General features: G+C 52.9%; 22 protein-coding genes and 1 riboswitch. Of the genes, 11 read left to right on the top strand and 11 right to left on the bottom strand.

What is annotated here, in order from left to right; all coding sequences use genetic code 11:
• The first annotated feature begins 217 nt into the window (after nucleotides 1–217).
• Genes SK51_RS12135 through SK51_RS12125 form a run of 3 tightly spaced genes read left to right on the top strand, consistent with a single transcriptional unit; the run spans nucleotide 218 to nucleotide 3,446 of the window.
• Nucleotides 218–1,495 (top strand): nucleoside permease, encoded by a 1,278-nt coding sequence (locus tag SK51_RS12135; protein WP_022648655.1) that lies wholly within the window; start codon nucleotides 218–220, stop codon nucleotides 1,493–1,495.
• Entirely contained in the window at nucleotides 1,492–2,496 is a 1,005-nt protein-coding gene (locus tag SK51_RS12130) for an ADP-ribosylglycohydrolase family protein (protein ID WP_022648656.1), read from the top strand. The genes SK51_RS12135 and SK51_RS12130 overlap by 4 nt, the downstream gene beginning before the upstream one ends.
• A complete protein-coding gene (locus SK51_RS12125; protein WP_023306586.1) occupies nucleotides 2,493–3,446 on the top strand; it encodes a PfkB family carbohydrate kinase in 954 nt (317 codons plus the stop codon). The genes SK51_RS12130 and SK51_RS12125 overlap by 4 nt, the downstream gene beginning before the upstream one ends.
• Here the strand turns inward: SK51_RS12125 and SK51_RS12120 are convergent.
• The 4 genes from SK51_RS12120 to SK51_RS25225 all read right to left on the bottom strand — a co-directional run bounded on the left by SK51_RS12120 (nucleotide 3,420) and on the right by SK51_RS25225 (nucleotide 6,974).
• Nucleotides 3,420–4,166, bottom strand: a complete 747-nt coding sequence (locus SK51_RS12120) for a GntR family transcriptional regulator (protein WP_048206726.1) — start codon at nucleotides 4,164–4,166, stop codon at nucleotides 3,420–3,422. The genes SK51_RS12125 and SK51_RS12120 overlap by 27 nt on opposite strands.
• Nucleotides 4,167–4,207: 41 nt before the next feature.
• On the bottom strand, nucleotides 4,208–5,008 hold the full coding sequence (gene thiD / locus SK51_RS12115; RefSeq protein WP_023300565.1) for a bifunctional hydroxymethylpyrimidine kinase/phosphomethylpyrimidine kinase: 801 nt from the start codon (nucleotides 5,006–5,008) through the stop codon (nucleotides 4,208–4,210).
• Nucleotides 5,005–5,775, bottom strand: coding sequence for a hydroxyethylthiazole kinase (gene thiM / locus SK51_RS12110; protein ID WP_023306588.1), 771 nt, complete (start codon nucleotides 5,773–5,775; stop codon nucleotides 5,005–5,007). The genes thiD and thiM overlap by 4 nt, the downstream gene beginning before the upstream one ends.
• 35 nt (nucleotides 5,776–5,810) lie before the next feature.
• A riboswitch (TPP riboswitch) is annotated at nucleotides 5,811–5,907 on the bottom strand.
• A 326-nt stretch (nucleotides 5,908–6,233) separates the two neighbouring features.
• On the bottom strand, nucleotides 6,234–6,974 hold the full coding sequence (locus SK51_RS25225; protein ID WP_123906485.1) for a hypothetical protein: 741 nt from the start codon (nucleotides 6,972–6,974) through the stop codon (nucleotides 6,234–6,236).
• 945 nt (nucleotides 6,975–7,919) lie between these two features.
• Here SK51_RS25225 and SK51_RS25610 point away from each other — a divergent pair.
• The 4 genes from SK51_RS25610 (at nucleotide 7,920) to SK51_RS12090 (ending at nucleotide 13,029) form a co-directional block, all read left to right on the top strand.
• Entirely contained in the window at nucleotides 7,920–9,206 is a 1,287-nt protein-coding gene (locus SK51_RS25610; RefSeq protein WP_023306590.1) for a YadA-like family protein, read from the top strand.
• A 206-nt stretch (nucleotides 9,207–9,412) separates the two neighbouring features.
• Nucleotides 9,413–9,856 (top strand): hypothetical protein, encoded by a 444-nt coding sequence (locus tag SK51_RS12100; RefSeq protein ID WP_022648666.1) that lies wholly within the window; start codon nucleotides 9,413–9,415, stop codon nucleotides 9,854–9,856.
• 311 nt (nucleotides 9,857–10,167) lie between these two features.
• Nucleotides 10,168–11,544 carry a diaminobutyrate--2-oxoglutarate transaminase gene (locus tag SK51_RS12095; RefSeq protein WP_032623920.1) on the top strand — a complete coding sequence of 459 codons (1,377 nt, stop codon included), beginning with the start codon at nucleotides 10,168–10,170 and terminating at the stop codon, nucleotides 11,542–11,544.
• A gap of 18 nt (nucleotides 11,545–11,562) precedes the next feature.
• Nucleotides 11,563–13,029, top strand: a complete 1,467-nt coding sequence (locus SK51_RS12090) for a pyridoxal phosphate-dependent decarboxylase family protein (RefSeq protein WP_032623919.1) — start codon at nucleotides 11,563–11,565, stop codon at nucleotides 13,027–13,029.
• A gap of 53 nt (nucleotides 13,030–13,082) precedes the next feature.
• Here SK51_RS12090 and SK51_RS12085 read toward each other — a convergent pair whose 3' ends face one another.
• From SK51_RS12085 to SK51_RS12075, 3 genes are read right to left on the bottom strand one after another with little or no spacing between them, the layout of a single operon-like run.
• A complete protein-coding gene (locus SK51_RS12085) occupies nucleotides 13,083–15,272 on the bottom strand; it encodes a polysaccharide biosynthesis tyrosine autokinase (RefSeq protein WP_023306593.1) in 2,190 nt (729 codons plus the stop codon).
• Nucleotides 15,272–15,721, bottom strand: a complete 450-nt coding sequence (locus SK51_RS12080; protein ID WP_048206724.1) for an arsenate reductase/protein-tyrosine-phosphatase family protein — start codon at nucleotides 15,719–15,721, stop codon at nucleotides 15,272–15,274. The genes SK51_RS12085 and SK51_RS12080 overlap by 1 nt, the downstream gene beginning before the upstream one ends.
• Nucleotides 15,721–16,851 (bottom strand): polysaccharide export protein, encoded by a 1,131-nt coding sequence (locus SK51_RS12075; protein ID WP_023306594.1) that lies wholly within the window; start codon nucleotides 16,849–16,851, stop codon nucleotides 15,721–15,723. Before SK51_RS12075 ends, SK51_RS12080 begins: the two co-directional genes overlap by 1 nt.
• 455 nt (nucleotides 16,852–17,306) lie before the next feature.
• On the opposite strand from SK51_RS12075, the gene SK51_RS12070 reads away from it, so the two are divergent.
• Together SK51_RS12070 and SK51_RS12065 are read left to right on the top strand one after the other, a co-directional pair.
• Nucleotides 17,307–17,639, top strand: a complete 333-nt coding sequence (locus SK51_RS12070) for an RcnB family protein (protein WP_022648672.1) — start codon at nucleotides 17,307–17,309, stop codon at nucleotides 17,637–17,639.
• Complete coding sequence (locus tag SK51_RS12065) at nucleotides 17,590–18,066, top strand: GNAT family N-acetyltransferase (RefSeq protein WP_032622520.1); 477 nt, start codon at nucleotides 17,590–17,592, stop codon at nucleotides 18,064–18,066. Before SK51_RS12070 ends, SK51_RS12065 begins: the two co-directional genes overlap by 50 nt.
• An 89-nt stretch (nucleotides 18,067–18,155) precedes the next feature.
• Here SK51_RS12065 and apbC read toward each other — a convergent pair whose 3' ends face one another.
• Nucleotides 18,156–19,265, bottom strand: coding sequence for an iron-sulfur cluster carrier protein ApbC (gene apbC, locus SK51_RS12060; protein WP_022648674.1), 1,110 nt, complete (start codon nucleotides 19,263–19,265; stop codon nucleotides 18,156–18,158).
• A gap of 137 nt (nucleotides 19,266–19,402) precedes the next feature.
• Here apbC and metG point away from each other — a divergent pair, with 137 nt between their 5' ends.
• Nucleotides 19,403–21,436 (top strand): methionine--tRNA ligase, encoded by a 2,034-nt coding sequence (metG, locus tag SK51_RS12055; protein WP_023300575.1) that lies wholly within the window; start codon nucleotides 19,403–19,405, stop codon nucleotides 21,434–21,436.
• Between the two features lie 107 nt (nucleotides 21,437–21,543).
• Here the strand turns inward: metG and SK51_RS12050 are convergent, their stop codons facing one another.
• Genes SK51_RS12050 through SK51_RS12040 form a run of 3 tightly spaced genes read right to left on the bottom strand, consistent with a single transcriptional unit; the run spans nucleotide 21,544 to nucleotide 24,459 of the window.
• Nucleotides 21,544–22,014, bottom strand: coding sequence for a YehS family protein (locus tag SK51_RS12050; protein WP_015572337.1), 471 nt, complete (start codon nucleotides 22,012–22,014; stop codon nucleotides 21,544–21,546).
• A 46-nt stretch (nucleotides 22,015–22,060) separates the two neighbouring features.
• Nucleotides 22,061–22,780 (bottom strand): two-component system response regulator BtsR, encoded by a 720-nt coding sequence (gene btsR, locus SK51_RS12045; protein WP_022648676.1) that lies wholly within the window; start codon nucleotides 22,778–22,780, stop codon nucleotides 22,061–22,063.
• Complete coding sequence (locus SK51_RS12040) at nucleotides 22,774–24,459, bottom strand: sensor histidine kinase (protein ID WP_003859271.1); 1,686 nt, start codon at nucleotides 24,457–24,459, stop codon at nucleotides 22,774–22,776. The genes btsR and SK51_RS12040 overlap by 7 nt, the downstream gene beginning before the upstream one ends.
• Nucleotides 24,460–24,677: 218 nt before the next feature.
• Between SK51_RS12040 and mlrA the strand changes: the two genes are divergently transcribed.
• Complete coding sequence (gene mlrA, locus SK51_RS12035) at nucleotides 24,678–25,418, top strand: HTH-type transcriptional regulator MlrA (RefSeq protein WP_048206723.1); 741 nt, start codon at nucleotides 24,678–24,680, stop codon at nucleotides 25,416–25,418.
• Nucleotides 25,419–25,472 lie beyond the last annotated feature (54 nt).

The following is a 25,472-nucleotide window of genomic DNA, read 5'->3' as shown; positions in this document are numbered from 1 at the left end:
GGAGCGTGTGATCCAAGCCCACGTTTTTGCAGGCAGACTAAGCCTGGTACCGACTTAACCTATTTTCCACCATTTGCAACTTTTTTAAGCACAATCTGCTGGCTCGTTTCATGTACAACATTTTTGTTACACTGATCAAACAATCGCCTTAAAGGTATTTAAAAGGTATTATCACATGGTATGTTACATGCGTACCTCTGACATGCAGGATTAAAAAATGAAAACGAAAGTCCAACTGTCATTCATGATGTTTGTTGAATGGTTTATCTGGGGCGCGTGGTTTGTGCCGCTGTGGCTGTGGCTGAGCAAGAGCGGGTTTACCGCTGGGGAAATTGGCTGGTCCTATGCCTGTACCGCTATTGCCGCGATCCTCTCTCCTATCCTGGTCGGCTCGCTGACCGACCGTTTCTTCGCCGCCCAGAAAGTGCTGGCCGTGCTGATGTTCGCTGGCGCGATTCTGATGTATTTCGCAGCACAGCAAACCCAGTTCAGCACCTTCTTCCCGCTGCTGCTGGCCTACTCCCTGACCTATATGCCGACCATCGCGCTGACGAACAGCATCGCTTTTGCGAACGTCGATGACGTGGAGGCTGATTTCCCGCGCATCCGCGTGATGGGCACCATCGGCTGGATTGCATCCGGTCTGGCGTGCGGCTTCCTGCCGCAGATGATGGGCTATAGCGACATCTCTGACACCAATATCCCGCTGCTGATGACCGCTGCCAGCTCCCTTCTGCTCGGCGTCTTCGCACTTTTCCTGCCGAATACCCCGCCGAAGAGCACCGGCAAGCTGGATATCAAAGTGATGCTGGGGCTGGATGCGCTGATCCTGCTGCGCGATAAAAACTTCCTGGTGTTCTTCTTCTGCTCATTCCTGTTCGCCATGCCGCTGGCTTTCTACTACATCTTTGCCAACGGCTATCTCACCGAAGTGGGGATGAAAAACGCCACCGGCTGGATGACCCTCGGCCAGTTCTCTGAAATCTTCTTCATGCTCGCTCTGCCGTTCTTTACCAAACGCTTTGGTATTAAGAAGGTCTTGCTGCTGGGGCTGATCACCGCCGCCATTCGCTACGGCTTCTTTGTTTACGGCGGCGCCGAACAATACTTCACCTACGCCCTGCTGTTCCTCGGCATTCTGCTGCACGGCGTAAGCTATGACTTCTATTACGTCACCGCGTACATCTACGTGGATAAAAAAGCGCCCGTGCATATGCGCAACGCAGCGCAGGGCTTGATCACGCTGTGCTGTCAGGGCTTTGGTAGCCTGCTGGGTTACCGTCTCGGCGGCGTGATGATGGAAAAAATGTTCGCCTATAAAGAGCCGGTGAATGGGCTGACCTTCAACTGGGCCGGAATGTGGACGTTTGGTGCAATCATGATTGTAGTGATTGCCGTGCTGTTTATGCTGTTTTTCCGCGAATCGGATAAAGAGATCACCGCAATTGAGGTGGTTGATGGCGATACCGCGCTGACACGAGGGGAAGTTAAATGAAACAAGACCGTATTCTCGGTGCTCTTTACGGGCAGGCGTTAGGGGATGCGATGGGGATGCCGTCTGAACTGTGGCCGCGCAAGCGGGTGAAAGCGCACTTCGGCTGGATCGACCGTTTCTTACCCGGCCCGGCTGAGAATAATGCCGCCTGCTACTTTAATCAGGCCGAATTTACGGATGATACGTCGATGGCGCTGTGCCTGGCCGACGCGATTATCGAATGCGACGGGGAAATTAATCCTGACGTTATAGGTAAGCATATTCTGGACTGGGCGCTGGATTTTGACGCGTTCAATAAGAATGTGCTCGGCCCGACCTCCAAAATTGCCCTGAACGCCATCCGTGACGGCAAGCCGGTGAGCGAGCTGGAAAATAACGGCGTCACCAACGGGGCGGCGATGCGCGCCTCCCCGCTGGGATGCCTGCTACCGGCCACGCGTCTGGCACATTTTGTTGAACAGGTTGCGTTAGCCTCCAGCCCGACCCATAAATCGGATCTCGCCATCGCCGGTGCGGTGGTGATCGCGTGGGCGGTTTCACGCGCTATCGACGGCGAGCGCTGGCAGAACATCGCCGATGCCCTGCCGGGTATTGCCCGTGCGGCACAGGAGGCGAACACCACCACCTTCAGCGCATCGCTTTCCGCTCGTATTGAGCTGGCCCTGAAAACCGTGCGCGAAGCCAACGGTACGGAGACCGCCAGCGAGCAGATCTATCAGCTTATTGGCGCGGGCACGAGCACACTGGAGTCCGTTCCGGCGGCGATTGCGATGGTCGAACTCGCGGGCACCGATCCGAACCGCTGCGCGGTGTTATGCGCTAACCTGGGCGGTGATACGGACACTATCGGCGCGATGGCAACGGCCATCTGTGGCGCGCTGCACGGTGTACAGGCCATTGATCCGGCGCTTAAAAGCGAACTTGATGCCGTAAACCAGCTTGATTTCGGACGCTACTGCGAAAAACTGCTGCACTTCCGGGAGCAAAGGGAGGGCGTATGAGTGCTTTTGCCCGCCGTCTCGAAACCCTTCACGCTACGCGCCCCGTAACGGTGCTCGGCGCGGCGGTCATCGACGTGATTGCCGACGCCTACGCCCTGCCCTGGCGCGGGTGTGATATCGAGCTTAAGCAACAGGGAGTGAATATTGGCGGCTGCGCGCTGAATATCGCCATCGCCCTCAAGCGGCTCGGCATTGCAGCGCAAAACGCGCTTCCCGTTGGCCACGGCGTGTGGGCCGATATTATCCGTAATGCCATGGCGAAGCAGGATCTGCACAGCGCCGTGGAAGCGGAAACGGGCGATAACGGCTGGTGCCTGGCGCTGGTGGAGCCTGATGGTGAACGGACCTTCATGTCGTTTAGCGGTGTGGAGAATCAGTGGCAGCAACGCTGGCTGGATGGGTTGAGCGTGCCGGAGAAAAGCCTGATCTATTTGTCCGGCTACCAGCTGGCGTCGCCCAGCGGCGAGCTGCTGACGGCCTGGGTGGAACGTCTTCAGGATGTGACGCTCTTTATCGATTTCGGTCCGCGCATCGCGGATATTCCCGACCCGCTGATGGCGCGGATTATGGCCCGTAAACCGGTTGTCTCGCTCAATCGGCAGGAGGCGGAACTTGCCGCCGAATGGCTTGGCGTGAACGTGGAACAGCTCGGCACTCAGTGGCAGCAACGGTTTGGCGCTGCGCTAATCGTACGCCATGATAAAGACGGAGCGGTCTGGTACGACGGTGACGCTTCCGGACACGTTCCGGCGTTTCCTGCTACCGTGGTCGATACCATCGGCGCCGGTGACAGCCATGCGGGAGGTACCCTTGCCGGGCTGGCTGCGGGATGGTCACTGCCAGAGTCGGTGCAGCTTGGCAATGCCGTGGCCGCCTGGGTAGTCAGCCATCGCGGTGGAGACTGCGCCCCCACGCGCGAGGCCCTACTCCTCGCACACAAAGACGTATAGGTCGCTGCGGCAGTAGCTGATGCTGTACTCAATTGGCCGCTGCTGTTGATCGAGCGCGACTTGCTTGATCACCAGCACCGGTATCTTATCGTCCATCTTGATATGTGCCTGAAACTCGCTGTCCGGCATCCGGGCGCTGACGCGGGAACGGGTGCGCTTCGGAAAGATATTCTGGCTGCGGAAGTAATCATAAAGCGAGACGCCAATGTCGTCCGGGTTGGGAATTAATCCTACCGGTACCCAGGACTCCTCTATCGATACCGCATCGTCATCCACGTAACGGATGCGCTTAAGCAAAAACACATCGCTTTCCGGCGCAAGGGAAAGATGGCGGGCGATCTCTTCCGGGCACTTCACGATGCGTTTATTGACCCACAGGGTGTTGGGCGTTTTGCCACGTAGCACCACCTGCTGAGAAAAGCCGCGCGCCTCTTTCAGCGAATATTCAAAGATATTGTTGATTTGCGTCCCGTATCCACGCGCGCGGGTGACGACGCCAGCCTCTTCCAGCGCCTGCATGGCTTTACGCACCGTAATACGCGACACTCCGGCCAGTTGGCTCAGATCGCGCTCGCCGGGCAAAATATTACCGTGCGCGAGCACACCGCTGCGCACCGCGCTCTTAACCGTTTCGGCAAATTTCAGATACAGCGGCGTGTTGTCCGGTGCGGCAATTCGTTCCTTGAGTTGAGCAATTAACCGGGTATGCGCTTGTTCCATCTCTGTTTTTCTCTGGCATGAGTTTCATGCCAGTATACGGCTTACCACCATGCATGAAAATGGTGAACCGGACCAATACCGTGACCCACTTCCAGAGAATCGGCTTTTGCCAGCGCGCCCGAGAGCCAGACCTTTGCCTCCTGCACCGTATCCGCCCATGTGGCGTGACGAGGACGCAGCGCCGCCAGCGCCGCCGAGAGCGTACAGCCCGTGCCGTGGGTGTTTTTGGTCTGGACGCGTGGCGCGGTGAAACGTTGCGTGCCATCGTGGGTGAAAAGCCAGTCCGGGCTTTCTGCATCATCAAGATGGCCGCCTTTCATCAGCACCGCGCGACACCCCATCGCCAGCAGCGCATTCCCCTGCTCTTTCATCTCACGTTCGTTTTGCGCGTGTGGCGCATCCAGCAGCGCGGCGGCTTCAGGCAGGTTTGGCGTGATCAGCGCAACCTGCGGCAGCAGCTTTTTACGCAGGGTGTCGACAGCCGAGGCGGAGAGCAGCGGATCGCCGCTTTTGGCCAGCATCACGGTATCAAGCACCACATTTTTTATCTGGTAGTGTTTGAGACGTTCAGCGACCGCTTCAACAATGTCCGCCTCTGCCAGCATGCCGATCTTGGTGGTGTCGATACGTACGTCGCTGAATACCGAATCCAGCTGCGCGGCGACAAAATCCGGGTCAATGCGATACACCGACTGTACGCCGCGCGTGTTTTGCGCAACCAGCGCGGTGATAACCGAGCACCCGTATGCGCCGAGCGCAGAGAAGGTTTTCAGGTCTGCCTGGATCCCCGCTCCGCCGCTTGGATCGGTTCCCGCAATAGTCAGGGCATTAATACGTGTCATACCTGTTCCTCCAGCGCGTAAAGCGCGTCCAGAAACGCGGAGACAAAGCTGCCGGGCCCCCGGCTTTGAGTCAGGGCAACTGACCCTGCGCGCTTCATAAAGCCGCAGGCTGCCGCCGCGTTATCAAGCCTGTCGCCAGGCAGCGAGCAGCAGGCGGCGACGACCGCCGAGAGCGCACAGCCAGTTCCTACCACGCGGGTCATCAGCGGGTCGCCCCCCGCGACCGTACGGGTTCGCTGGCCGTCGGTGATGTGGTCCACTTCCCCTGTGACGACTACAACGGCGTGGGTCTGGCGGGCAAGCGCCTGCGCAGCGGTCAACGCGCTCGCTGCCGTATCGGTGGAATCGACCCCACGTCCGCCCGCACTCATTCCGGCAAGGGCGAGGATTTCGGAGGCGTTGCCACGAATGGCCGCAGGTTTAAGGGATAATATTTGCTGGCAAAAACGGGTGCGGAACGCCAGCGCGCCAACCGCGACGGGGTCCAGAACCCAGGGTGTGCCCGCGGCTACCGCGCTCTCAATAGCCCGACGCATCGACTGGGCGCGCGGCGCGGTGAGCGTGCCAACGTTGACGAGCAGGGCATCGGCAAGCGCGGCAAACTGTTCCGCTTCCTCGGCTTCGATCACCATTGCCGGGGAAGCACCGAGCGCGAGCAGAACGTTGGCGGTGAAGGTCTGCACGACATCGTTGGTCATACAGTGCGTGAGCGGGGAACGGGTTCGGAATTGATGTAAAACGTGTGAGTCGAGCAGGTCAGGCTGCATGGTTTCGCTCCTGCCGTGCGGAAAGAAGCGATGACCGGGTAGGCATCTGACTTCCCTACGCTGGCATTATCCAGATCAGGTAATACGGGTATTTCTCAAATGTTCAAGCGAACACTACCCCGAGTCAAATTACTTAGAAAACAATCATTTACACACAAACAATTTGTAGGTGTTTAGTGTAACCGGGGCCGTAGGCAGGGTGCAAGATTTTTCGAATTATCACAGTATTTATCACAGCAGTTATCACACCTGGAATAGCTAAATCACATAATGAAGCACCTGAAATGTGTTAACCCGCTTGTATACCGCTTAATGATGTTGAGCGTAGGAAAGTAGGCCGCAAAGCTAAAGCATTTGCGACCGTCGAAAGCTAAAGCCTTCCCGGTCATCGCTTCTTCACGCAAGGCAGGAGCGAACACAAAAGACTAAGAGCACCGATAAGGAAAGGCAGAAAGGAATCAATGAGAGCGACGATAGGAAGCATCAGCAATGTTTTCATAAGAGGTAATGAAACGACACGTATCAATACTATAGAGTTTATTACCTGGATCTTTTGCATCTTTATCGAGGCAAATTTTATTATGCGGATCTAACCAATCTTCATACCCTTCAAGTGTTTTGATGTCGTTAGCAAAATTAGCAAAACAACACCAACGAGGGGCAACACTACAACCTTTATAGCTAGGGAAATCTAAGTGATACTTTTCACTATAACAACGTGTAAGCATATGTACCCATAAACTATAGATTCTTGTAAGTTTTCCATTAATCGTAGTTGGTACACCCACTCCTATAAAACCAACCTCACAAACCGAGATTGCATAGGGATCTTTTACTTGTCCTGATTTTAAATTTCTTGCTCTAACCTTTGTAATGAAACCTGTATTATCAAATTTGATAGTTACGCTATCTTTGTTTGTATAATCAATGACAGTACAAAACCCACAATTGTTAGTAATGAATACATCACCAATAGTGATAGATGATTTTGGCATAATATTTACTTCCTTGTTTATCAGGCGGTATAAACAAAAACCTCCTAAATGATTAGATGATTCCCCGCCTGGAGATCTTCCTTTCATATTAGGAGGTTTCGTTATTTTATCACTAACGTGATCACAAACATGTTTTGAGAAGCTTAATTCTCGAATAAAAAAAGTTGGCAAATATTCTAATAATAAACACCAACTTAAAAACAATCAGACATTCCGGTTGTCAATAATTGTTTTTTGTTCCTGAAATTACTTATCCATCCATACATAAATAACAGGGAGCTTCGCAAGCGCTTACGATTACTTTGTATAAATATATATGGATGATTAAATAATTTCGCAAGCTGAACGCAAGCTTAATATTCCGATAAGAGGGAAAACCACAATAAGGTAAAAGGGCATAAGAGAACGATAAGGGAAATAACTAACTCTCTTATATAAATTTTATTGGCTTTTGCTTTTCTCTATCGGTGTTTTTGAATTTAATGTTTTGATTTTACTTACAACCAAATCTATGATTTGTGTTGTTATTAGAAGGATTAGAAAGTAGATTAATAACTTTCTTTAATTGCTTACCTATACGAATAAAACAAGTTTTATTCGAGTAAGTCAAAATCAAAAACATATTCACAAAGAGTAATAAGTAACTCCTGAAGTATTTATGAATTTGTAAGCTTTGCTTACTTTCATTCATTGCTCTCCTGTGTGAATATTCTCTTTTAATATTTAATTATAGCAACACTTGAAAAGGTCTTAGTGCCAGATTTTGTTACTTTTTTTACATTTTATTAAAAAATAGCACTTTTTGTTAAAAATCTTATATTAACCCGTTTTTCCTCATTCATAATGCTTACTTTCAGCTTCAATTGAAGTTAATTTCATATGAAATTTATGAATTATGATTCAAAGTATACATTTAAAAAATCCATTGAATGAACTTGAAATATAATTTCATTTATAAACATCAACTTATACATCTAAAAACACAGCGTCTATACAACCCCTTGTTTTGTAATGCTTAAATTCCTTTAATATCACATCCAACCATTTAAGCTATATGTGCTAACTGTGATTTAGATCAACATTTCCAAACGTAAACTATTTATAGTTCAGCACCGTTACCACTTAATTAAATTAATGCGAGCCTTTCAAATGAAATGTATTAACAAATCAGTAATGGTTATTACTGTTTTTGGCATCCTGTTATCTAGTGTTGCTAAAGCTGCTACACCCGCTAGTGATGTAGTTCTTTCCAGTGGTCAGGATCTGGAAACAGCACATAGTAATTTGCAAGGTCAAGTTGATGGTCTATCGAATGATATTGCTGATGTGTATTTTAACAAAATCCCTGCAATCAATCAGGTAAATAGTCAACAAGATACAGCTATTAATGCTGCTTCCTCTGCTGCTTCTACTGCACAAGATACGGCGGATCAGGCTAAAACATTAGCTGATAAAAACGCTTCCCATATTGCGGCTTCTGATACTGTTGTAATTGAGCAAGGTAAACGCCTTACCACTGTTGAAGGTAATCAGGCTAGTGATCACGTTGAAATCCTGCGTAATGCACAAACAGCAAATAGTGCATTAACTACTGCAACAGCTAATACTTCTGCTATTGATAACGTCAACAGTGACTTACAAGGGGCTAAACAGCTTCTTGCTGATAAAGCACAGATTGCGCAAGATACAGCTAATCAAGCCGATACAAACGCTAACACTGCTCTTATCATGGCTGGTAATAACTCCACCCGTCTTACAGCATTAGAAAACACTCCTAAGCCGACTAACGGCGTAGATGGTAAAGATGGTGTTGATGGTAAAAACGGGATCGATGGTAAAGATGGTGCTACAGGTGCGCAAGGTTTAAAAGGTGATACAGGCGCACAAGGTATAGCTGGGAAAGATGGTGCTCCAGGTGTTAAGGGTGAGAAAGGAGATAAAGGAGATTCCATCAAAGGTGATAAGGGCGACACTGGCGCTAAAGGTGATAAAGGGGATGCAGGTAAAGCTGGCTCTAACGGAATCACAACTACCATCACTAAGAAAGAAGTTGATACTAAAACTATCAATCTGGTTAAGTCACTCAATACCCAAACTACAGCACAAGCTAAAGATCTGAAAGCTGCTCAACAAGTGTTCGCACAAGCGCAAGCTAACACTAACTCTCAATTCAAGAGCCTGAAAGATGAAGTTGATAGCAATAAGAAAGAAGCCCGATCAGGTGCTGCTAGCGCTGTAGCTATCGCCTCTATGCCTCAAGTAGAGAAAGATCAGGCTGTCATGTTCTCTGCTGGTGTAGGTAGCTTTAAAGACGAGCAAGCTGTTAGTGTGGGTGCATCCTTCCACGTTGGTAGCAACACCATCGTTAAAGCTGGCGTAAGCGATTCTACAAATAATGATCTTGCTATGGGCGCAGGCATCGGGATTGGCTTTTAAGAAAAACACGTAACTCGACTACATTCATAATAGAGGAAGCTTTTCAGGGCGACAGTACTTCGCTGATGGAAAGTATGATGATGGCCAATAACATGCTCAAACACATTTTTATTTCAGCTGCCCTGTATCTATTGCTTATTTCGGTCGGGGTCTGGATCGGCATTATGTACGTTTCTTATTATTTGTGTCGTTTTTAAGGTGATAAAATGAAAAAATCAATGATGCTAGTGTTAAGCGCTGCCGTACTTGCTGGGTGTATTTCGCCTGCACACGCCATTAGCGCACACTATCGTGCTCAGTTAGAGCGCTCGGGATGCACGCAAATTAGCGCTGGCGATGGATCTTGCGATATCAGCAAAACCAAAGCGGAAAACGCGGCACAACACGAACCAACGGCATCCGTTCACGATCCCCTTCGCGAAGCCTCGTTCTCGTCGGATACGGTTAACGCTACCCTTTCTAACGGCTTTTTTAGCGCTACCGTGAACGGCAAAAAAGCCAGCGTTAAACGTCTGAATGCGAATTTCTATGAGATCCATGGTAACGGTTTTGTGATATCGATAAGTCTGGATGAAAACGGTATTACGGACGCGTCATGGAATAAAACAAAGGGACGTGAACACGGCGTTTTACGCGTTACCCAAAAATAAACAGTCTAAGGAGGCTCTCCGCCTCCTTTTAGCCTGCCAGGCGCACAATTTGCCACACTCTTTCATCTGATTTTACAATGCTGACAATCCATATATAACCCACTGTTTTTATTGAGAATAAACTGCATATTTTTGCCGGAAAATGAGGTTATCCCCTCCCCTGTACCCTGTGTCACAAAACAGTAAACAAATTAACCATTGAGCCCGGTGACAAAAGGCTCTATATTGGCGGCGTTTTTTTCAGGCCCCATCTGTTTTTTAACTTTTTATTCAATCGTTGCTCATAACGAAGCGGCGGTTGTAGGAGTGATATGATGACGGATAAAGTCCGTATTGACACCGTAGATGCCCACAAAAGCAACGAAACCTATCTGGCCCGTCAGGCCGAGTTTGAATCTAACGTCAGGAGTTATCCGCGCAAACTGCCTTTAGCGATCACGAAAGCAGAAGGCGTGTGGATCACCGATGCAGATAATAAAGAATACCTTGACTGTTTAGCAGGCGCAGGCACCCTCGCGCTTGGCCACAATCATCCTGATGTGCTGAAAAGCATCCAAAATGTCATTACCAGCGGCTTGCCGTTACATACCCTGGATCTGACTACGCCGTTGAAAGACGCGTTTTCAGAATACCTCCTCTCTCTGTTGCCTGGTCAGGGCAAAGAGTACTGTCTGCAATTCACTGGCCCGTCCGGGGCTGACGCCGTTGAAGCGGCGCTGAAGCTGGCGAAAAAAGTAACCGGTCGCAGCGGTATCATCAGTTTCTCTGGTGGTTACCACGGTATGACCCACGGTGCACTGTCCGTCACCGGTAACCTGTCTCCGAAAGAAGCGGTTGACGGTATGATGCCAGAAGTCCAGTTCATGCCTTACCCACACGAGTACCGCTGCCCACTGGGTATCGGTGGTGAAGCGGGCGTGAAGGCGCTGACCTACTACTTCGATAACCTGATCAACGACGTTGAAAGCGGCGTGCGTAAACCTGCCGCGGTGATCCTGGAAGCTGTTCAGGGCGAAGGCGGCGTGAACCCGGCTCCGGCTGAGTGGTTGCAGCGCATCCGTAAAGTGACTCAGGAACACGGCATTCTGCTGATCCTCGACGAAGTTCAGGCTGGCTTTGCCCGTACCGGTAAATTCTTTGCCTTCGAACACGCAGGCATTGAGCCTGACATCATCGTGATGTCCAAAGCAGTTGGCGGCGGTCTGCCACTGGCTGTGCTCGGTATCAAGAAGCAGTTCGATGCGTGGGCGCCTGGTCACCACACCGGTACCTTCCGCGGCAACCAGCTGGCGATGGCAACCGGTCTGACGACGCTGAAGATCCTGAAAGACCAGAATATCGCGGGCAAAGTGGCCGCACAGGGCGAATGGCTGAAAGGCCAGCTGAAAGAGATGGCGAAACGCTATCCGGTTATCGGCCACGTTCGCGGTCTGGGCATGATGATCGGTATTGAAATCGTTAAGCCACATGAAGCCGCCGACCACATGGGTTGCTTCCCGGGCGATGGCGAGCTGTCTGCACTGATCCAGAAGAAGTGCTTCGAAGCAGGCCTAATTCTGGAGCGTGGCGGCCGTAACGGTATCGTTCTGCGTCTGCTGCCGTCACTGCTGATCAGCGATGACGAGCTGAAAGTCTTCCTGGATAAATTCGAGCAGGCACTGCTTGCTGCGGGCGTTCGCCCGGCGTAACCGGAGTTGTTGATTACGATGTCTGATTCAAACCCAATTTTGTTCTCCTCTGCCCAGAGCATTGAAGCTTACCAGCAGGCGATTGAACAAAGCACTCAGGCTGTGATGCATTGGCTGAAACAGCCTGAGATGTACCAGGGCAAAACGGTCGCGGAGCTGCGCGACCGTATTAAGCTGGATTTCAACCCGAAAGGGCTGGGCAACGAAGCGGCGATTGAACGCGCCGTGGAGTTCTTCCTGAAAGACAGTTTGTCCGTTCATCACCCGCAGTGCGTGGCGCACCTGCACTGCCCAAGCCTGGTTGTAAGCCAGGCGGCGGAAGTGCTGATTAACGCCACCAACCAGAGTATGGACTCCTGGGATCAAAGCCCGTCCGCAACCATTATTGAGATCAAGCTGATCGAATGGCTGCGTACCCGCGTGGGTTATCAGGCTGGCGACGCAGGCGTCTTCACCAGCGGCGGCACCCAGAGTAACCTGATGGGCCTGATGCTGGCGCGTGATGCGTTCTTCGCGCGTCAAGGCCACTCGGTACAGCAGGACGGTCTGGTGGGCGATCTGCGCAAAATTCGCGTGCTGTGCTCTGAAAACGCCCACTTCTCCGTGCAGAAAAACATGGCGCTGATGGGTCTGGGCTACCAGTCCGTGGTGCAGGTGAAAACTGATGAATTCTCCCGCATGGATCTCACCGATCTGGCGGCGAAAATCGAACAGTGCAACGCGAACGGCGAACAGATCCTGGCGATTGTGGCCACGGCCGGCACAACGGATGCGGGTGCTATCGATCCGCTGCGTGCTATTGCTGAGCTGGCTGCGAAACAGAATATCTGGGTACACGTTGATGCGGCCTGGGGCGGCGCGCTGCTGATGTCTGAGCAGTATCGTCACTATCTGGACGGCATTGAACTTGTGGACTCCGTAACGCTGGACTTCCACAAGCAGTTCTTCCAGACCATCAGCTGCGGTGCGTTTCTGCTGAAAGAAGCGCGTCATTATGAGCTGATGCGCTATCAGGCAGCTTATCTGAACTCCGAGTTCGATGAAGAAGCGGGTGTGCCTAACCTGGTTTCCAAATCTCTGCAAACCACCCGTCGTTTCGACGCGCTGAAACTGTGGATGAGCCTGGAAGCGCTGGGTCAGGAGCAATATGCCGCAATTATCGATCACGGCGTGACGCTGGCACAGCAGGTTGCGGCTTACGTAAAAGAGCAGTCTGCTCTGGAACTGGTTATGCAACCCCAGCTGGCAAGCGTGCTGTTCCGCTTCCGTCCGCAGACCCAGATGGCTGACGCCGGTATCGCCCTGCTGAACCAGAAAATTGGCGATGCGCTGCTGGAATCCGGCCGCGCAAACGTCGGGGTGACCGAGCATAACGGCGTCACCTGCCTGAAGCTGACCCTGCTGAACCCAACCGTGACGCTGGAGGACGTTAAAGTCCTGCTGTCTCTGGTTGAGCGTACCGCGCAGGAAGTGATGGCGAAGTAATGCTTTTCCCTCTCCCATCCGGGAGAGGGTTTATTATCCCCGTCCTGACGCCCCTATCCTTTTTTCCTCGAAGCATAACCGTAGTCATACTGGCTGTACCCCGAGCTGTAAAACAGCGCTGCGGATTTAACAATATCGTTGAGGATTGTGCCGCTGACCTTCACGCCAACGTGCTGTAGACGTTTAACGGTATTCTCCATCTCTTTCACGCTGGTTTTATCGTAACGGGCAACCATTAGCGTTGTTCCGGCTGCTCTGGCAACCAGCGCAGCATCATTGACGGCAAGAACTGGGGGTGTATCGATGATGACAATGTCATAGTGCTCGTTAACCCAGGACATGATGTCAATGAACCGTTCGCTTAACAGCATTTCTAACGGACGCAGGGGTTCCGGGCCGCAGGTGATGACGTCAATTCCCCCTTTTTCAGCATGCTGAATGACCTCCCCAAAGTCGCGCTTCCCTTCCAGCAGGCAGGATAATCCGTGGCGGTTCTCCAGGCCAAAAATATTATGCACATAACCCTGGCGCATATCCGCATCAATAAACAGCGCCCGCTGACCGCTCTGCCCGGCAATGGCCGCCAGGTTCGTCGCCACCAGTGTTTTTCCGCAGTCCTGCGTGGGGCCAGAAATCATCACAATGCGATTTTCAGCCTCCATCATGGTGAAATGCAGACTGGTTCGCAGCCCGCGTACCGCTTCAACAAACATATCAGCAGGGCGATCGACTGGCAGGAAAGGCACATCCGATGTTTTGTGTGTCCAGCGACGAGAAAACGGATTTTTTCTGCGCAAATGCGTTTTACTCCACAGCCACTGTGAACGTGGTAACGTCGCCAGAACCGGCATCCCCTGCGCTTCCAGCTGTTCGGAAAGCGTGATCCCACGTTTGAACGCCTGACGTACCAGTACGGTCCCCATTGAAAGGATGAGCCCGAACAGCGCGCCAAGCACAATGATTAGCGCTTTTCGCGGTTTTATCGGATCCGGGAGTGTAACCGCCTCATCAATGATCCTCACGTTCCCGACAGCGCTGGAGCGGGAAATATTCAGCTCCTGCTGACGCGTCAAAAGCTGTAAATAAATCGTGCGGCCCGACTCAACATCGCGGCTCAGGCGTAAAATCTCCTGCTGCGTGGAGGGCATCGAGGACACACGGTTATTAAGACGATCCCGTTCCCGCACAAGGGTTTGTCTTTTTTCATGCAATGCACGGTAGGTAGGGTGACTCTTTTTAAAGAGCTGGGAAATTTCTGCCTCCCGGAACGTCAGCTCATTTAGCTGATTCTCAACGTTCACAACCTGATCCAGGACGGATTTTGCCTCTAAAGACAGATCCACAGAGTCGCGCTGCGCCCGGTAGGCATTCAGCCGCGCTTCAGCCTGATCCAGGTCCGCTCTGATTTTCGGTAACTGCTCCTGTAAAAAATCCAGACTACGCGAATCCTGAGCCTCCTGGCGCGCGATATTTTGCTGAAGATAATTTTCAGCTATCGCATTCAGCACCCGGGCGATTTTGTCAGGATCTTCACCCGTCAGGGTTAAGGTCACAATACTGCTCTGTTTCTCCGATTCCACGACCGTCAGACGCTTCTTCAGTGCATTGATCGTCTCCAGGCGCGTCAACGACTTAAGCGAAAACTGTGTGCCTGGCGTCGCCTCAATCGAGGTCACCCGCAGCACGATCCCTTGCGTAACCAGCGTTTTACCCACCTGGCCGTCTGCCTCAATGTTTTCGCCCGTCAGGTGATACCTTCCCGCTTCCTGTACGGTCAGCGTGAGTTCTTGCGCTTTGCCCTCCACCTGCGGGATCTGGAGTTCGCCTAACGTTATGTTGCCCTGCCCACGCCCTTGCAGACGCTGCCAGAGACGCCCCACCACAGGCAAAACGCGCTGCTTTGCCTGATACGTCAGATCTAATTTGTCGACGGTCTCGCCGAGGATCATGCGAGATTTCAACAGTAAAATTTCAGGGGCAACATCCGGCGAAATATCGGTGCCCAGCTGGCTCAAGCCTTTGAGCAGGCCGTTATCCTGTTTGCTTTCTATTTGCACCATAGCATCCGCTTGATAAACAGGTGGCGTAACCCAGGCATAGAGGCCCGCGCATAAAGTGAAAAGGAAAGTCACGCACAATATCATCGTGCGGTGGTCGATCATTTCGCCGAGCAAACGAACGAGATCGATTTCATTTTGTTCGGGTGCCCCTGCACCATAATTGTCTGTTGTGTAAGACGACATTAATGCTTTATTCCTTTCTGTCCTAAACGACGTGCCCATTCCTGGCTGGCTTTACCCAATAGCCCGAACACATATTCAAACGCTTCACGGCTTTTACGATAGGGGTCTGGGATATCCTGCGGCTCCAGCCACTGCCCAAAAAGCAGCGACTTCCCCCTGTTTTCCGGTGCCATGGCTGCAATGAAGCGAAGATGTTCCGGCTCCATAACCAGGATGAGATCGGATCCCTGCATCAGCCTGCGTGTCTGCCTGCGCGCCACATGACCGTCGAGGGAGATCCCATGCCGCCAGGCCACGTCCTGGGCGCACTCATCCGCCGGATACCCCTCAAGGCCGAGTATTCCCGCCGAGGTGATGTGTCTGTCGGGCAAGTGCTGGCGCAAAAGCCGTTCTCCAATCGGAGAACGGCAGACATTTCCGGTACATACCACGAGTATTGATTCGAACATTATTGCGGCCACGATCTGATATAACGAACCGTTTCGGTGAGGTCATGCACCCCGCTGATTGTCGGAACAAGCTGTGTTATTACGCGATTCCAGCGGGAGAGTGGAGCAGTGGTGACATAGACAATGTCGTAAGGCTCAAGCTGAAACTCGGTGCCCAGCACCATGGCCGAAGCGTCTTTTGCATTCAGTTGATAGATATTCGCAATTTTCCCGGACTCGCGTACCGAGCGGATAACAAAAATACCCGTCGCATCAGCCATATTCTGGTTCAGGCCACCGGCATTGCCGAGCGCTTCGGCCAACGTCATGCCGCTGCGATCCATCTTCAGCGTGCTCTGTTTAACAACTTCGCCCATCACGAATACTTTCAGCGCATCGTTGCGGGGAATAAACAAGATGTCGCCAGGGTTGAGCAGCTTATTCTGGGTTAAATCGCCATGCTGCATCAGGGCATAAAGGGAAATTCGGGAATCCTGACCGTTGTGAGTCAGCACCACGTTCCGCCAGTCCGCATCAGCAGTAAGCCCACCTGCGGCATTAACGGCATCCATAACCGTCAGCGGAATGTTGGTGATGGCCTGCTGGCCAGATTTCGCCACTTCTCCCGTAACGTAGGCTTTTTGCGAACGGAAAGCGGCAACGCTGACGTCGACCTGAGGGCTTTCAATGACGTTATCCAGCCGCGCGGTGATCTCCTCGCGCACTCTGGAAACCGTTTTTCCCGCCACGTGCAGTTTACCCACGTAAGGATAAAAGAGCGTGCCATCGGCATTGACCCAGTTTCCCGTATCGCTTGCGCTACGATACTGTCCCGCGGGCGTAGTCAGCTCCGGGTGATCCCAGACGGTGACCGTCAGGATGTCACCGATTCCAATACGGTATTCCCAGTTTTTGACCTGCTCATCAAGATTAGGATTTGCCTGAGATTTAGCTGCTGCGGGACGTAGTTTCTCAATTAATCCGGGCGTAAGTGGATAAATTTCGATTTGTTTATCTAAACTATTATTGAGATCAGCCGGCGCAATTATTTTTTTGCCTGCGGAACTTAACGTTTGGCCGGGAGAAATTACGCACCCCGCCAACTGACTTATTGCTAAGAATATTACAGATAATGCTGTTGTGTTTTTCATTTATATATACTTATCATCCCTGCTCGTAGCGAACGCCCGACGGGGCGCAGCCCTGCGCTAACCCACGCTTGAAATAAGTTTCTTTTCAAGGGAATACTAAAACGTAATCTAAAAGTGAAGACACGAATTGCCCGATCTGTGACGGGCAATTAATTAAAATATAATCTTCCTGAAAATCTTAAAGCCTGTGGCAAAAAAAAGCACGATCTACAGTTTATAAAATTACGGCAACAATGTATTTTCAGAATTAATTCAGCAAAACGATAGTTACAATGAATTATTCCCGTCAGCACGCATTCATATCAAAAATACTCACAACCGCTGGCACTACACAAAACCGTTCACTTTTGTTACATTTTTTTTCAAACACACCCTGTTTTGATACTTAAAATGGGCTGTCTGCGGCACTGTCCCCCGCAGACAAGCGTATCCGTAACGATATCACTGGAGAAAAAATGGCTAAGCGTAAATTGGTGCTTCTGGGTGTATTACTGTCTCTGGCGGGCTCCGCATTCGCAGCCCCGCAAACGGCCGCCGCGCCTTCCGGCATTAAGGCTTATGAAGAGCAGGAGTTCATCGCCGACTTCACCAAATTTAAGATTGGCGATACCGCGCCCGCGCAGTATCAGACGCCAGAGTACACCATCAAACAGTACCAGCTACGTAACCTTCCCGCGCCCGATGCCGGTACGCACTGGACCTACATGGGTGAAAATTACGTTCTGATTGGCGATGCTGATGGCAAAATCTACAAAGCCTATAACGGAGATATTTTCTATCACCGCTGATACGATGATCCGGCCCTGGCAGGAGGACGACCGGCCATTTCTGCGCACGCTGTACCTGCATGCACGACGCGTGGCCTGGCCATGGCTGGACAATTCTGAATGGCAGCTTGAGGATTTTGACGCCGCAACGCGTGACGAGCAGATCTGGGTTGCGATTCACGACGGTCACCGGGTAGGGTTTGCCTCCGTCTGGGAAAATGATAACTTTTTGCACAATCTGTTTGTCGACCCGCAGTATCAGCGTCTGGGAGTTGGCCGTTTGTTACTGGAACAAGTACAGAGGACGTTTACCAGTACAGGCGCCCTGAAGTGTCTGGTGAAGAATGAGCGAGCGGTTGCGTTTTACCAGCGCCACGGCTGGCACATTGAGGCGACGGGGGATTCTCCGGAAGGAGAGTATTATTTGATGCACTATCGGCTTGGGTAAAGTCAGGTGGCGCTACGCTTACCTGACCTACAAAATCGAGGTAGGCCGGGTAAGGCGAAGCCGCCACCCGGCACTAACGCGCAGAGGCGTTACACCGCGCGGAAGGCGATCTCGCTCGGGATCACTTCCCCCTGCCAGTACAGTTGCGCCGCAACGCGCCCCGCCAGCTGACGATAGATTTCCGTGAATTCGCTATCAGGACGGCTGACCACCGTCGGCTTACCGCTATCCAGATCTTCACGCAGTGTGATATGCAGCGGCAGTTGCCCCAGCAGCTGGGTGTGATATTGCGCCGCCAGCTTCTCCGCACCGCCGGTACCGAAGATCGGCTCATGGTGTCCACAGTTGCTGCAAATGTGCATGCTCATGTTTTCGACGATGCCGAGTACCGGCACCTCCACCTTCTCGAACATCACGATGCCTTTTTTGGCGTCGATCAGCGCGATATCCTGCGGCGTGGTGACCACGACGGCGCCGGTGACCGGAATGTTCTGCGCCAGCGTCAGCTGGATATCACCGGTGCCCGGCGGCATGTCCAGCACCAGATAATCGAGGTCAGGCCACATTGTCTCCTGCAACATTTGCAGCAACGCTTTGCTGGCCATCGGGCCGCGCCAGACCATTGCGTTATCGTCCGTGACCAGGTAACCAATGGAGTTGGTCGCCAGACCGTGCGCCACGATCGGCGCCATGTGGGTGCCGTCCGGCGAAGTTGGACGCTGGTTTTCAGCACCCAGCATGTTCGGAATGGACGGGCCATAAATATCCGCATCCAGAATGCCGACTTTCGCCCCTTCTGCCGCCAGCGCAAGCGCCAGGTTCACGGCGGTCGACGATTTACCCACCCCACCCTTGCCAGAACTGACGGCGATGATGTTCTTCACGCCGTTAACGCCCGGCTGATTTTTCACGCGCTTGAGCGTGGCGATGCTGTGGCTTAGCTTCCAGTCAATTGCTTTTGCGCCAGTAATGCGCAGCAGCTCAGAGCTGGTTTGCTCTTTCAGGGCATCAAAGGCGCTGGTCCAGACGAACGGCATCTGCAGCTCAATGTGCAGCGTATCGTCCAGCCATGCGACATGATGAAGCGCTTTCAGCGTCGTGAGATTGTGCTTCAGGGTTGGATGCTGAAAATTAGCCAGCGTCCCGGCGACCATTGCTCGTAAGGCTTCCGGTGATTTGGCCTGGGATTGAGAACTCATCCCGACTCCTTTGTTCTTGTGAATAAGACCTTAGATGAACAAGTTTACCTGAAAGGCCGTGGTTTGTGCTTACTTAATAATGCCCCTTTTGGTAATATCGAAAACCCTTTTCACAGTTAAAAGAAGTAATGCCTACTATGACTCAAGTCGCGAAAAAAATTCTGGTAACGTGCGCCCTGCCGTACGCCAACGGCTCAATCCACCTCGGCCACATGCTGGAGCATATCCAGGCTGATGTCTGGGTCCGTTACCAGCGAATGCGCGGCCACGAGGTTAATTTCATCTGTGCGGACGATGCCCACGGCACCCCAATCATGCTGAAAGCGCAGCAGCTGGGAATTTCCCCGGAACAGATGATCGCCGAAATGAGTCAGGAGCATCAGACCGATTTTGCTGGCTTTGACATCAGCTATGACAACTATCACTCCACGCACAGCGACGAGAACCGCGAGCTGTCAGAGCTGATCTACACCCGTCTGAAAGAGAACGGTTTCATTAAAAACCGCACCATCTCTCAGCTGTACGATCCGGAAAAAGGCATGTTCCTGCCGGACCGTTTCGTCAAAGGCACCTGTCCGAAATGTAAATCCCCGGACCAGTACGGCGATAACTGCGAAGTGTGTGGCGCGACCTACAGCCCGACCGAGCTTATCGAGCCGAAATCCGTGGTTTCCGGCGCCACGCCGGTAATGCGTGACTCCGAGCACTTCTTCTTCGACCTGCCGTCGTTCAGCGAAATGCTGCAGGCGTGGACCCGCAGCGGCGCGCTGCAGGAGCAGGTGGCGAACAAGATGCAGGAGTGGTTTGAATCCGGTCTGCAGCAGTGGGATATCTCCCGCGATGCGCCATACTTCGGCTTCGAAATCCCGAACGCGCCGGGCAAATATTTCTACGTCTGGCTGGATGCGCCAATCGGCTACATGGGCTCCTTCAAGAACCTGTGTGACAAGCGCGGCGATACCCTAAGCTTCGACGAGTACTGGAAGAAAGATTCCACCGCCGAGCTGTACCACTTCATCGGCAAAGACATCGTTTACTTCCACAGCCTGTTCTGGCCAGCGATGCTTGAAGGCAGCAATTTCCGCAAGCCGACTAACCTGTTCGTACACGGCTACGTAACGGTCAACGGCGCGAAGATGTCCAAATCTCGCGGGACGTTTATTAAGGCCAGCACCTGGCTGAACCACTTCGATGCGGATAGCCTGCGCTACTACTACACCGCGAAGCTCTCTTCCCGCATCGACGATATCGACCTGAATCTGGAAGATTTCGTGCAGCGCGTGAACGCGGACATCGTCAACAAGGTGGTGAACCTGGCGTCCCGTAACGCAGGTTTTATCGCTAAACGCTTTGACGGCGTGCTCTCTGCCGAACTGGCCGATCCTGAGCTGTATAAAACCTTCACCGACGCCGCCGCTGCGGTTGGCGAAGCCTGGGAAAGTCGTGAATTTGGTAAAGCCATTCGCGAAATCATGGCGCTGGCAGACGTGGCCAACCGATATGTCGACGAGCAGGCACCATGGGTGGTGGCGAAACAGGAAGGCCGCGACGCCGACTTGCAGGCGATCTGCACCATGGGTCTGAACATGTTCCGCGTGCTGATGACCTGGCTGAAGCCGGTTCTGCCGCAGCTGGCAGCCCGCGCGGAAGCATTCCTGAACACCGAACTGACCTGGGATGCCATCCAGCAGCCGCTGCTCGGCCACAAGGTGAACACCTTCAAGGCGCTGTATAACCGCATCGAGATGAAACAGGTTGACGCGCTGGTGGAAGCATCAAAAGAAGAGGTGAAAGCGGCTGCCGCGCCGGTGACCGGCCCGCTGGCGGACGATCCGATTCAGGAGACCATCACCTTTGATGATTTCGCCAAAGTCGACCTGCGCGTGGCGCTGATCGAAAACGCGGAGTTCGTGGAAGGTTCTGACAAACTGCTGCGTCTGACGCTGGATCTGGGCGGCGAGAAACGTAACGTCTTCTCCGGCATTCGTTCCGCGTACCCTGATCCGCAGGTGCTGATCGGTCGTCAGACCGTGATGGTGGCAAACCTGGCGCCGCGTAAAATGCGCTTCGGCATCTCTGAAGGGATGGTGATGGCCGCAGGCCCGGGCGGAAAAGACATCTTCCTGTTAAGCCCTGACGAAGGCGCGAAGCCGGGTCAGCAGGTGAAGTAATAAATAAGCCGGATGAGAATCCGGCTTTTTTTTGCCCGGCGGCGCTACGCTTGCACGGGCCAACGAGTTTTTAGCCGGGTAAGGCGAGGCCGCCACCCGGCTAAATATCACCCCTTCTGGTTATGCACCCGCTGCGTCAACCCACGCAGGAAATAACGCAGAAACTGATCCCCACACTCGCGGTAATTTTTATGATCCGGCGCGCGCATCATGGCGGTGATTTCCGGCATCGACACGCGAAATTTCTGCTCGGTCATGATCGCCAGAATGTCGTCAGTTTTCAGGGAGAACGCAATACGCAGCTTTTTCAGCACCGTGTTGTTATTCACCCGACGCTCCAGCGCCAGCTCAGGCGCAGATTCATCTTTGCCGCGCTTGTCGTAGATCAGGCCGTTCAGGAAGCCCGACAGAATGATGTCCGGGCAGCGAACAAAACCCTCTTCATCTTCTTTAGTCATCCAGGTGTCGAACCCGGCGGACGTGGATTCCATGTCGGAGAGCGCAAGAATGCGCACCATGTCATTATTGTTCGCTTTCAGGGTGTAGCGCAGGCTACGAAGAATATCGTTACTTAGCATAGAGCCTTCGAATGTCGATGATGCAATGGCGCGCAGTGTACCAGTTTTACAGCCCTATCGCCTCTTTCAAACTTTTCAGATAGCGACGACTGACGGGCACGGTTTGCCCTGCACGTAGCACCAGTTCGGCCTGGCCGTTATCTTCCAGGCGGATCTCCTTCAGGTGCGCCATGTTCACCAGATACTGTCGATGACAGCGGATCAGCGGCGTGCGGCTCTCCAGCGTGCGTAACGTAAGCTCGGTAAAGCCTTCGTTGCCTTCAGCGCTGGTGACGTATACCCCGCTCAGACGACTGCTGACAAAGGCAACGTCGTCCATTTGCAGGAGGTAAATCCGGCTGTGCCCGGTACAGGGGATAAACTTCAGGGGCTGCTGATGCTCCGGCAGCAGCGTCACGTCCTGCGCGGTACGCTCCTGGCGCAGACGGGTCAGGGTCTTTTCAAGGCGTTTCTCTTCAATCGGTTTCAGCAGATAATCAAACGCGTGCTCTTCAAACGCCTTTACCGCGTACTCATCAAAGGCCGTCAGAAAGACGATATAGGGACGGTGCTCCGGGTCGAGCATGCCGACCATCTCCAGACCGCTGATGCGCGGCATCTGAATATCGAGGAACAGCACGTCCGGGCGCAGTTTATGCACCGCACCGATGCCTTCAATCGCATTGGCACATTCCCCCACAACCTCGATATCACTCTGCTCCTGCAACAGAACACGCAGGTTTTCCCGTGCTAACGGCTCATCATCAACAATCAGCACTCTTAACATGCGTTCTCCTCCAGCGGCAATCGTAAGGTAATTCGGGTATAGCGGTCTGGCTCACAGGCGACGGTGATACCGCAGTCATCACCAAAATGTGCGCGCAGGCGCTTATCCACCAGGCTCATGCCCAGACCGCCTGACGCGGAGGCTTCATACAGCCCCGCGTTATCTTCAATATCCAGCACCAGATGGTGGTTAAAACGGGAAGCGGAAATCATGATTTCTCCGGTTCCCAGCAGCTGCGACGTCCCATGCTTAATGGCGTTCTCCACAATCGGTTGCAGGGTAAAGGCCGGAAGATGCTGATACGCCAGCTCATCCGGGACGGATAACGACACCTGTAATCGTGACTGGAAGCGCGCTTTTTCAATTTGCAGATAGGCGTTTACATGCTCAATCTCGTCCGCGAGGGTGACGATCTCCGAGGGACGCTTCAGGTTTTTGCGGAAAAATGTCGACAGAAATTGCACCAGCTGCGCGGCCTGATCGCTGTCGCGGCGGATCACCGCCTTCAGCGTGTTGAGCGCGTTAAACAGGAAATGCGGATTCACCTGAGCGTGCAGGAGCTTAATTTCTGACTGCGTCAGCAGCGCTTTTTGCCGTTCATACTGCCCCGCCAGGATTTGCGCCGAAAGCAGCTGGGCGATCCCCTCCCCCAGCGTGCGGTTGATGGAGCTGAACAGGCGATTTTTGGCTTCGTAAAGCTTAATGGTGCCCATGACGCGCTGGTTTTCGCCCCGCAGGGGAATGACCAGCGTAGAGCCAAGTTTGCACTGCGGATGCAGGGAACAGCGGTACGGCACTTCATTCCCGTCGGCATACACCACTTCACCCGTTTCAATAGCGCGCAAAGTGTAGGCCGAGGAGATCGGCTTACCTGGAAGATGGTGGTCGTCCCCGGTACCGGTAAACGCCAGCAACTTTTCGCGATCGGTAATCGCCACGGCCCCGATATCCAGCTCTTTATACAGCACCTGCGCCACCTTCATGCTGTTCTCCTCGTTGAATCCCTGCCGCAGGATCCCTTCCGTCGACGCCGCAACTTTTAATGCGGTGGCAGAAAATGCCGAGGTGTATTTTTCGAACATGGCGCGTTTGTCGAGCAGAATGCGCATAAACAGCGCCGCACCAACGGTATTGGTGACCATCATCGGTGCGGCAATGCTGCTGACCAGATGTAACGCATCGTCAAACGGGCGCGCGATCAGCAGGATGATCGCCATCTGCGCCATTTCCGCCACGAAGGTGATCGCCCCGGCGGTAAGGGGACTGAACACTTTATCCGGCCGTCCGCGCTTAATCATATAGCTGTGGACGAGACCACCGAGCAGCCCTTCGACAATGGTGGAGATCATGCAGCTTAGTGCCGTCATACCGCCCATCGAATAGCGGTGCAGGCCGCCGGTTAACCCCACCAGACCGCCCACGACCGGGCCTCCGAGCAGCCCGCCCATTACCGCGCCAATGGCGCGCGTATTGGCGATGGAATCTTCAATATGGAGACCAAACCAGGTCCCCATAATGCAGAATATGGAAAATACGACGTAGCAGAGGAATTTGTGCGGCAGACGGACGGTGACCTGCATCAGCGGAATGAACAGGCGCGTTTTGCTCATCAACCAGGCGATGACAAGAAACACGCACATCTGCTGAAGCAACAGCAGCACCAGATTAAACTCGTACATACTCACAAACCGCACATTCTAAAAACGCGTAACATACACTGATGGCGGTTAACTTTCTTTGAAACGTGCCAAAAAAGCGATAAATCGTGTCCGTCATCACACCTTTTGCCGGAGATAACCTGTCTTTCGTATAATTTGTACAAAAAAGAATCAAATCTTCCTGGTTCCGCAAAGTGGGTCTACAGTTAAGCTGGGGACGCGCAAGCCTGGGGGCGAAAATGGCGCTTTACACGATAGGTGAAGTGGCACTCCTGTGTGATATCAATCCCGTTACGCTACGGGCGTGGCAGCGACGGTATGGATTGCTTAAGCCGCAAAGAACGGACGGCGGGCACCGCCTGTTTAACGATGCGGATATTGACCGGATCCGCGAGATCAAAAGCTGGATCGACAATAGCGTACAGGTAGGCAAGGTGAAGTCGCTTCTGAGCCAGGACGATCCTGATACGCAGCATCTCTGGCGCGAGCAGCAGGAAACGCTGCTGAGGCTGTTGCAGACCGGCAATTTGCAGCGTCTGCGCGGCTGGATCAAAGAACAGGGTCGAGACTACCCCGCGCAAACCCTGATCACCCATCTTTTTATTCCCCTACGGCGTCGGCTTCAGTGTCAGCAAACCACCTTACAGGCACTGCTCAGTATGCTTGATGGCGTGCTGATTAACTATATTTCCGTCTGTCTTGCCTCAGCGCGGAATAAAAACAGCAAAGATGCGCTGGTGATCGGCTGGAACGTCCACGATACCACCCGGCTGTGGCTCGAAGCCTGGATTGCCACCCAGCAGGGCTGGCGCGTTGACGTGCTTGCACACTCCCTGGCACAGCTCAGGCCGGAACTGTTTGAGGGGCAGACGCTGCTGGTCTGGTGTGGCGAAGTCCCCTCCGCTTCCCAGCAGCAGCTCCTGACGGAATGGCGCGAACATGGTTATCCCGTTTACTCGCTGGGGCCAAATGCGTTGTAACGCATTTAATGGTTCATTAACAGCTGCGCTTCACCGTATAATTGTTCCGTTAAC

This window comes from Enterobacter sp. MGH85 (assembly GCF_001037655.1).
GTDB classification, from domain to species: domain Bacteria; phylum Pseudomonadota; class Gammaproteobacteria; order Enterobacterales; family Enterobacteriaceae; genus Enterobacter; species Enterobacter intestinihominis.
This window is presented reverse-complemented; position numbering and strand designations above follow the sequence as displayed.

Excerpts from the sequence above, each read along its gene's own strand:
- SK51_RS12090 (WP_032623919.1), top strand. The coding sequence starts at position 11,563 with ATGTCTGATTCAAACCCAATTTTGTTCTCCTCTGCCCAGAGCATTGAA.
- thiD (WP_023300565.1), bottom strand. The coding sequence starts at position 5,008 with ATGACACGTATTAATGCCCTGACTATTGCGGGAACCGATCCAAGCGGC.
- SK51_RS12080 (WP_048206724.1), bottom strand. The coding sequence starts at position 15,721 with ATGTTCGAATCAATACTCGTGGTATGTACCGGAAATGTCTGCCGTTCT.
- SK51_RS12120 (WP_048206726.1), bottom strand. The coding sequence starts at position 4,166 with ATGGAACAAGCGCATACCCGGTTAATTGCTCAACTCAAGGAACGAATT.
- SK51_RS12130 (WP_022648656.1), top strand. The coding sequence starts at position 1,492 with ATGAAACAAGACCGTATTCTCGGTGCTCTTTACGGGCAGGCGTTAGGG.
- SK51_RS12085 (WP_023306593.1), bottom strand. The coding sequence starts at position 15,272 with ATGTCGTCTTACACAACAGACAATTATGGTGCAGGGGCACCCGAACAA.
- SK51_RS12050 (WP_015572337.1), bottom strand. The coding sequence starts at position 22,014 with ATGCTAAGTAACGATATTCTTCGTAGCCTGCGCTACACCCTGAAAGCG.
- SK51_RS12065 (WP_032622520.1), top strand. The coding sequence starts at position 17,590 with ATGGCAAAATCTACAAAGCCTATAACGGAGATATTTTCTATCACCGCT.
- thiM (WP_023306588.1), bottom strand. The coding sequence starts at position 5,775 with ATGCAGCCTGACCTGCTCGACTCACACGTTTTACATCAATTCCGAACC.
- SK51_RS12040 (WP_003859271.1), bottom strand. The coding sequence starts at position 24,459 with ATGTACGAGTTTAATCTGGTGCTGCTGTTGCTTCAGCAGATGTGCGTG.
- mlrA (WP_048206723.1), top strand. The coding sequence starts at position 24,678 with ATGGCGCTTTACACGATAGGTGAAGTGGCACTCCTGTGTGATATCAAT.
- SK51_RS12135 (WP_022648655.1), top strand. The coding sequence starts at position 218 with ATGAAAACGAAAGTCCAACTGTCATTCATGATGTTTGTTGAATGGTTT.
- SK51_RS12070 (WP_022648672.1), top strand. The coding sequence starts at position 17,307 with ATGGCTAAGCGTAAATTGGTGCTTCTGGGTGTATTACTGTCTCTGGCG.
- apbC (WP_022648674.1), bottom strand. The coding sequence starts at position 19,265 with ATGAGTTCTCAATCCCAGGCCAAATCACCGGAAGCCTTACGAGCAATG.
- SK51_RS12095 (WP_032623920.1), top strand. The coding sequence starts at position 10,168 with ATGATGACGGATAAAGTCCGTATTGACACCGTAGATGCCCACAAAAGC.
- SK51_RS12075 (WP_023306594.1), bottom strand. The coding sequence starts at position 16,851 with ATGAAAAACACAACAGCATTATCTGTAATATTCTTAGCAATAAGTCAG.
- btsR (WP_022648676.1), bottom strand. The coding sequence starts at position 22,780 with ATGTTAAGAGTGCTGATTGTTGATGATGAGCCGTTAGCACGGGAAAAC.
- SK51_RS25610 (WP_023306590.1), top strand. The coding sequence starts at position 7,920 with ATGAAATGTATTAACAAATCAGTAATGGTTATTACTGTTTTTGGCATC.
- metG (WP_023300575.1), top strand. The coding sequence starts at position 19,403 with ATGACTCAAGTCGCGAAAAAAATTCTGGTAACGTGCGCCCTGCCGTAC.
- SK51_RS12100 (WP_022648666.1), top strand. The coding sequence starts at position 9,413 with ATGAAAAAATCAATGATGCTAGTGTTAAGCGCTGCCGTACTTGCTGGG.
- SK51_RS12125 (WP_023306586.1), top strand. The coding sequence starts at position 2,493 with ATGAGTGCTTTTGCCCGCCGTCTCGAAACCCTTCACGCTACGCGCCCC.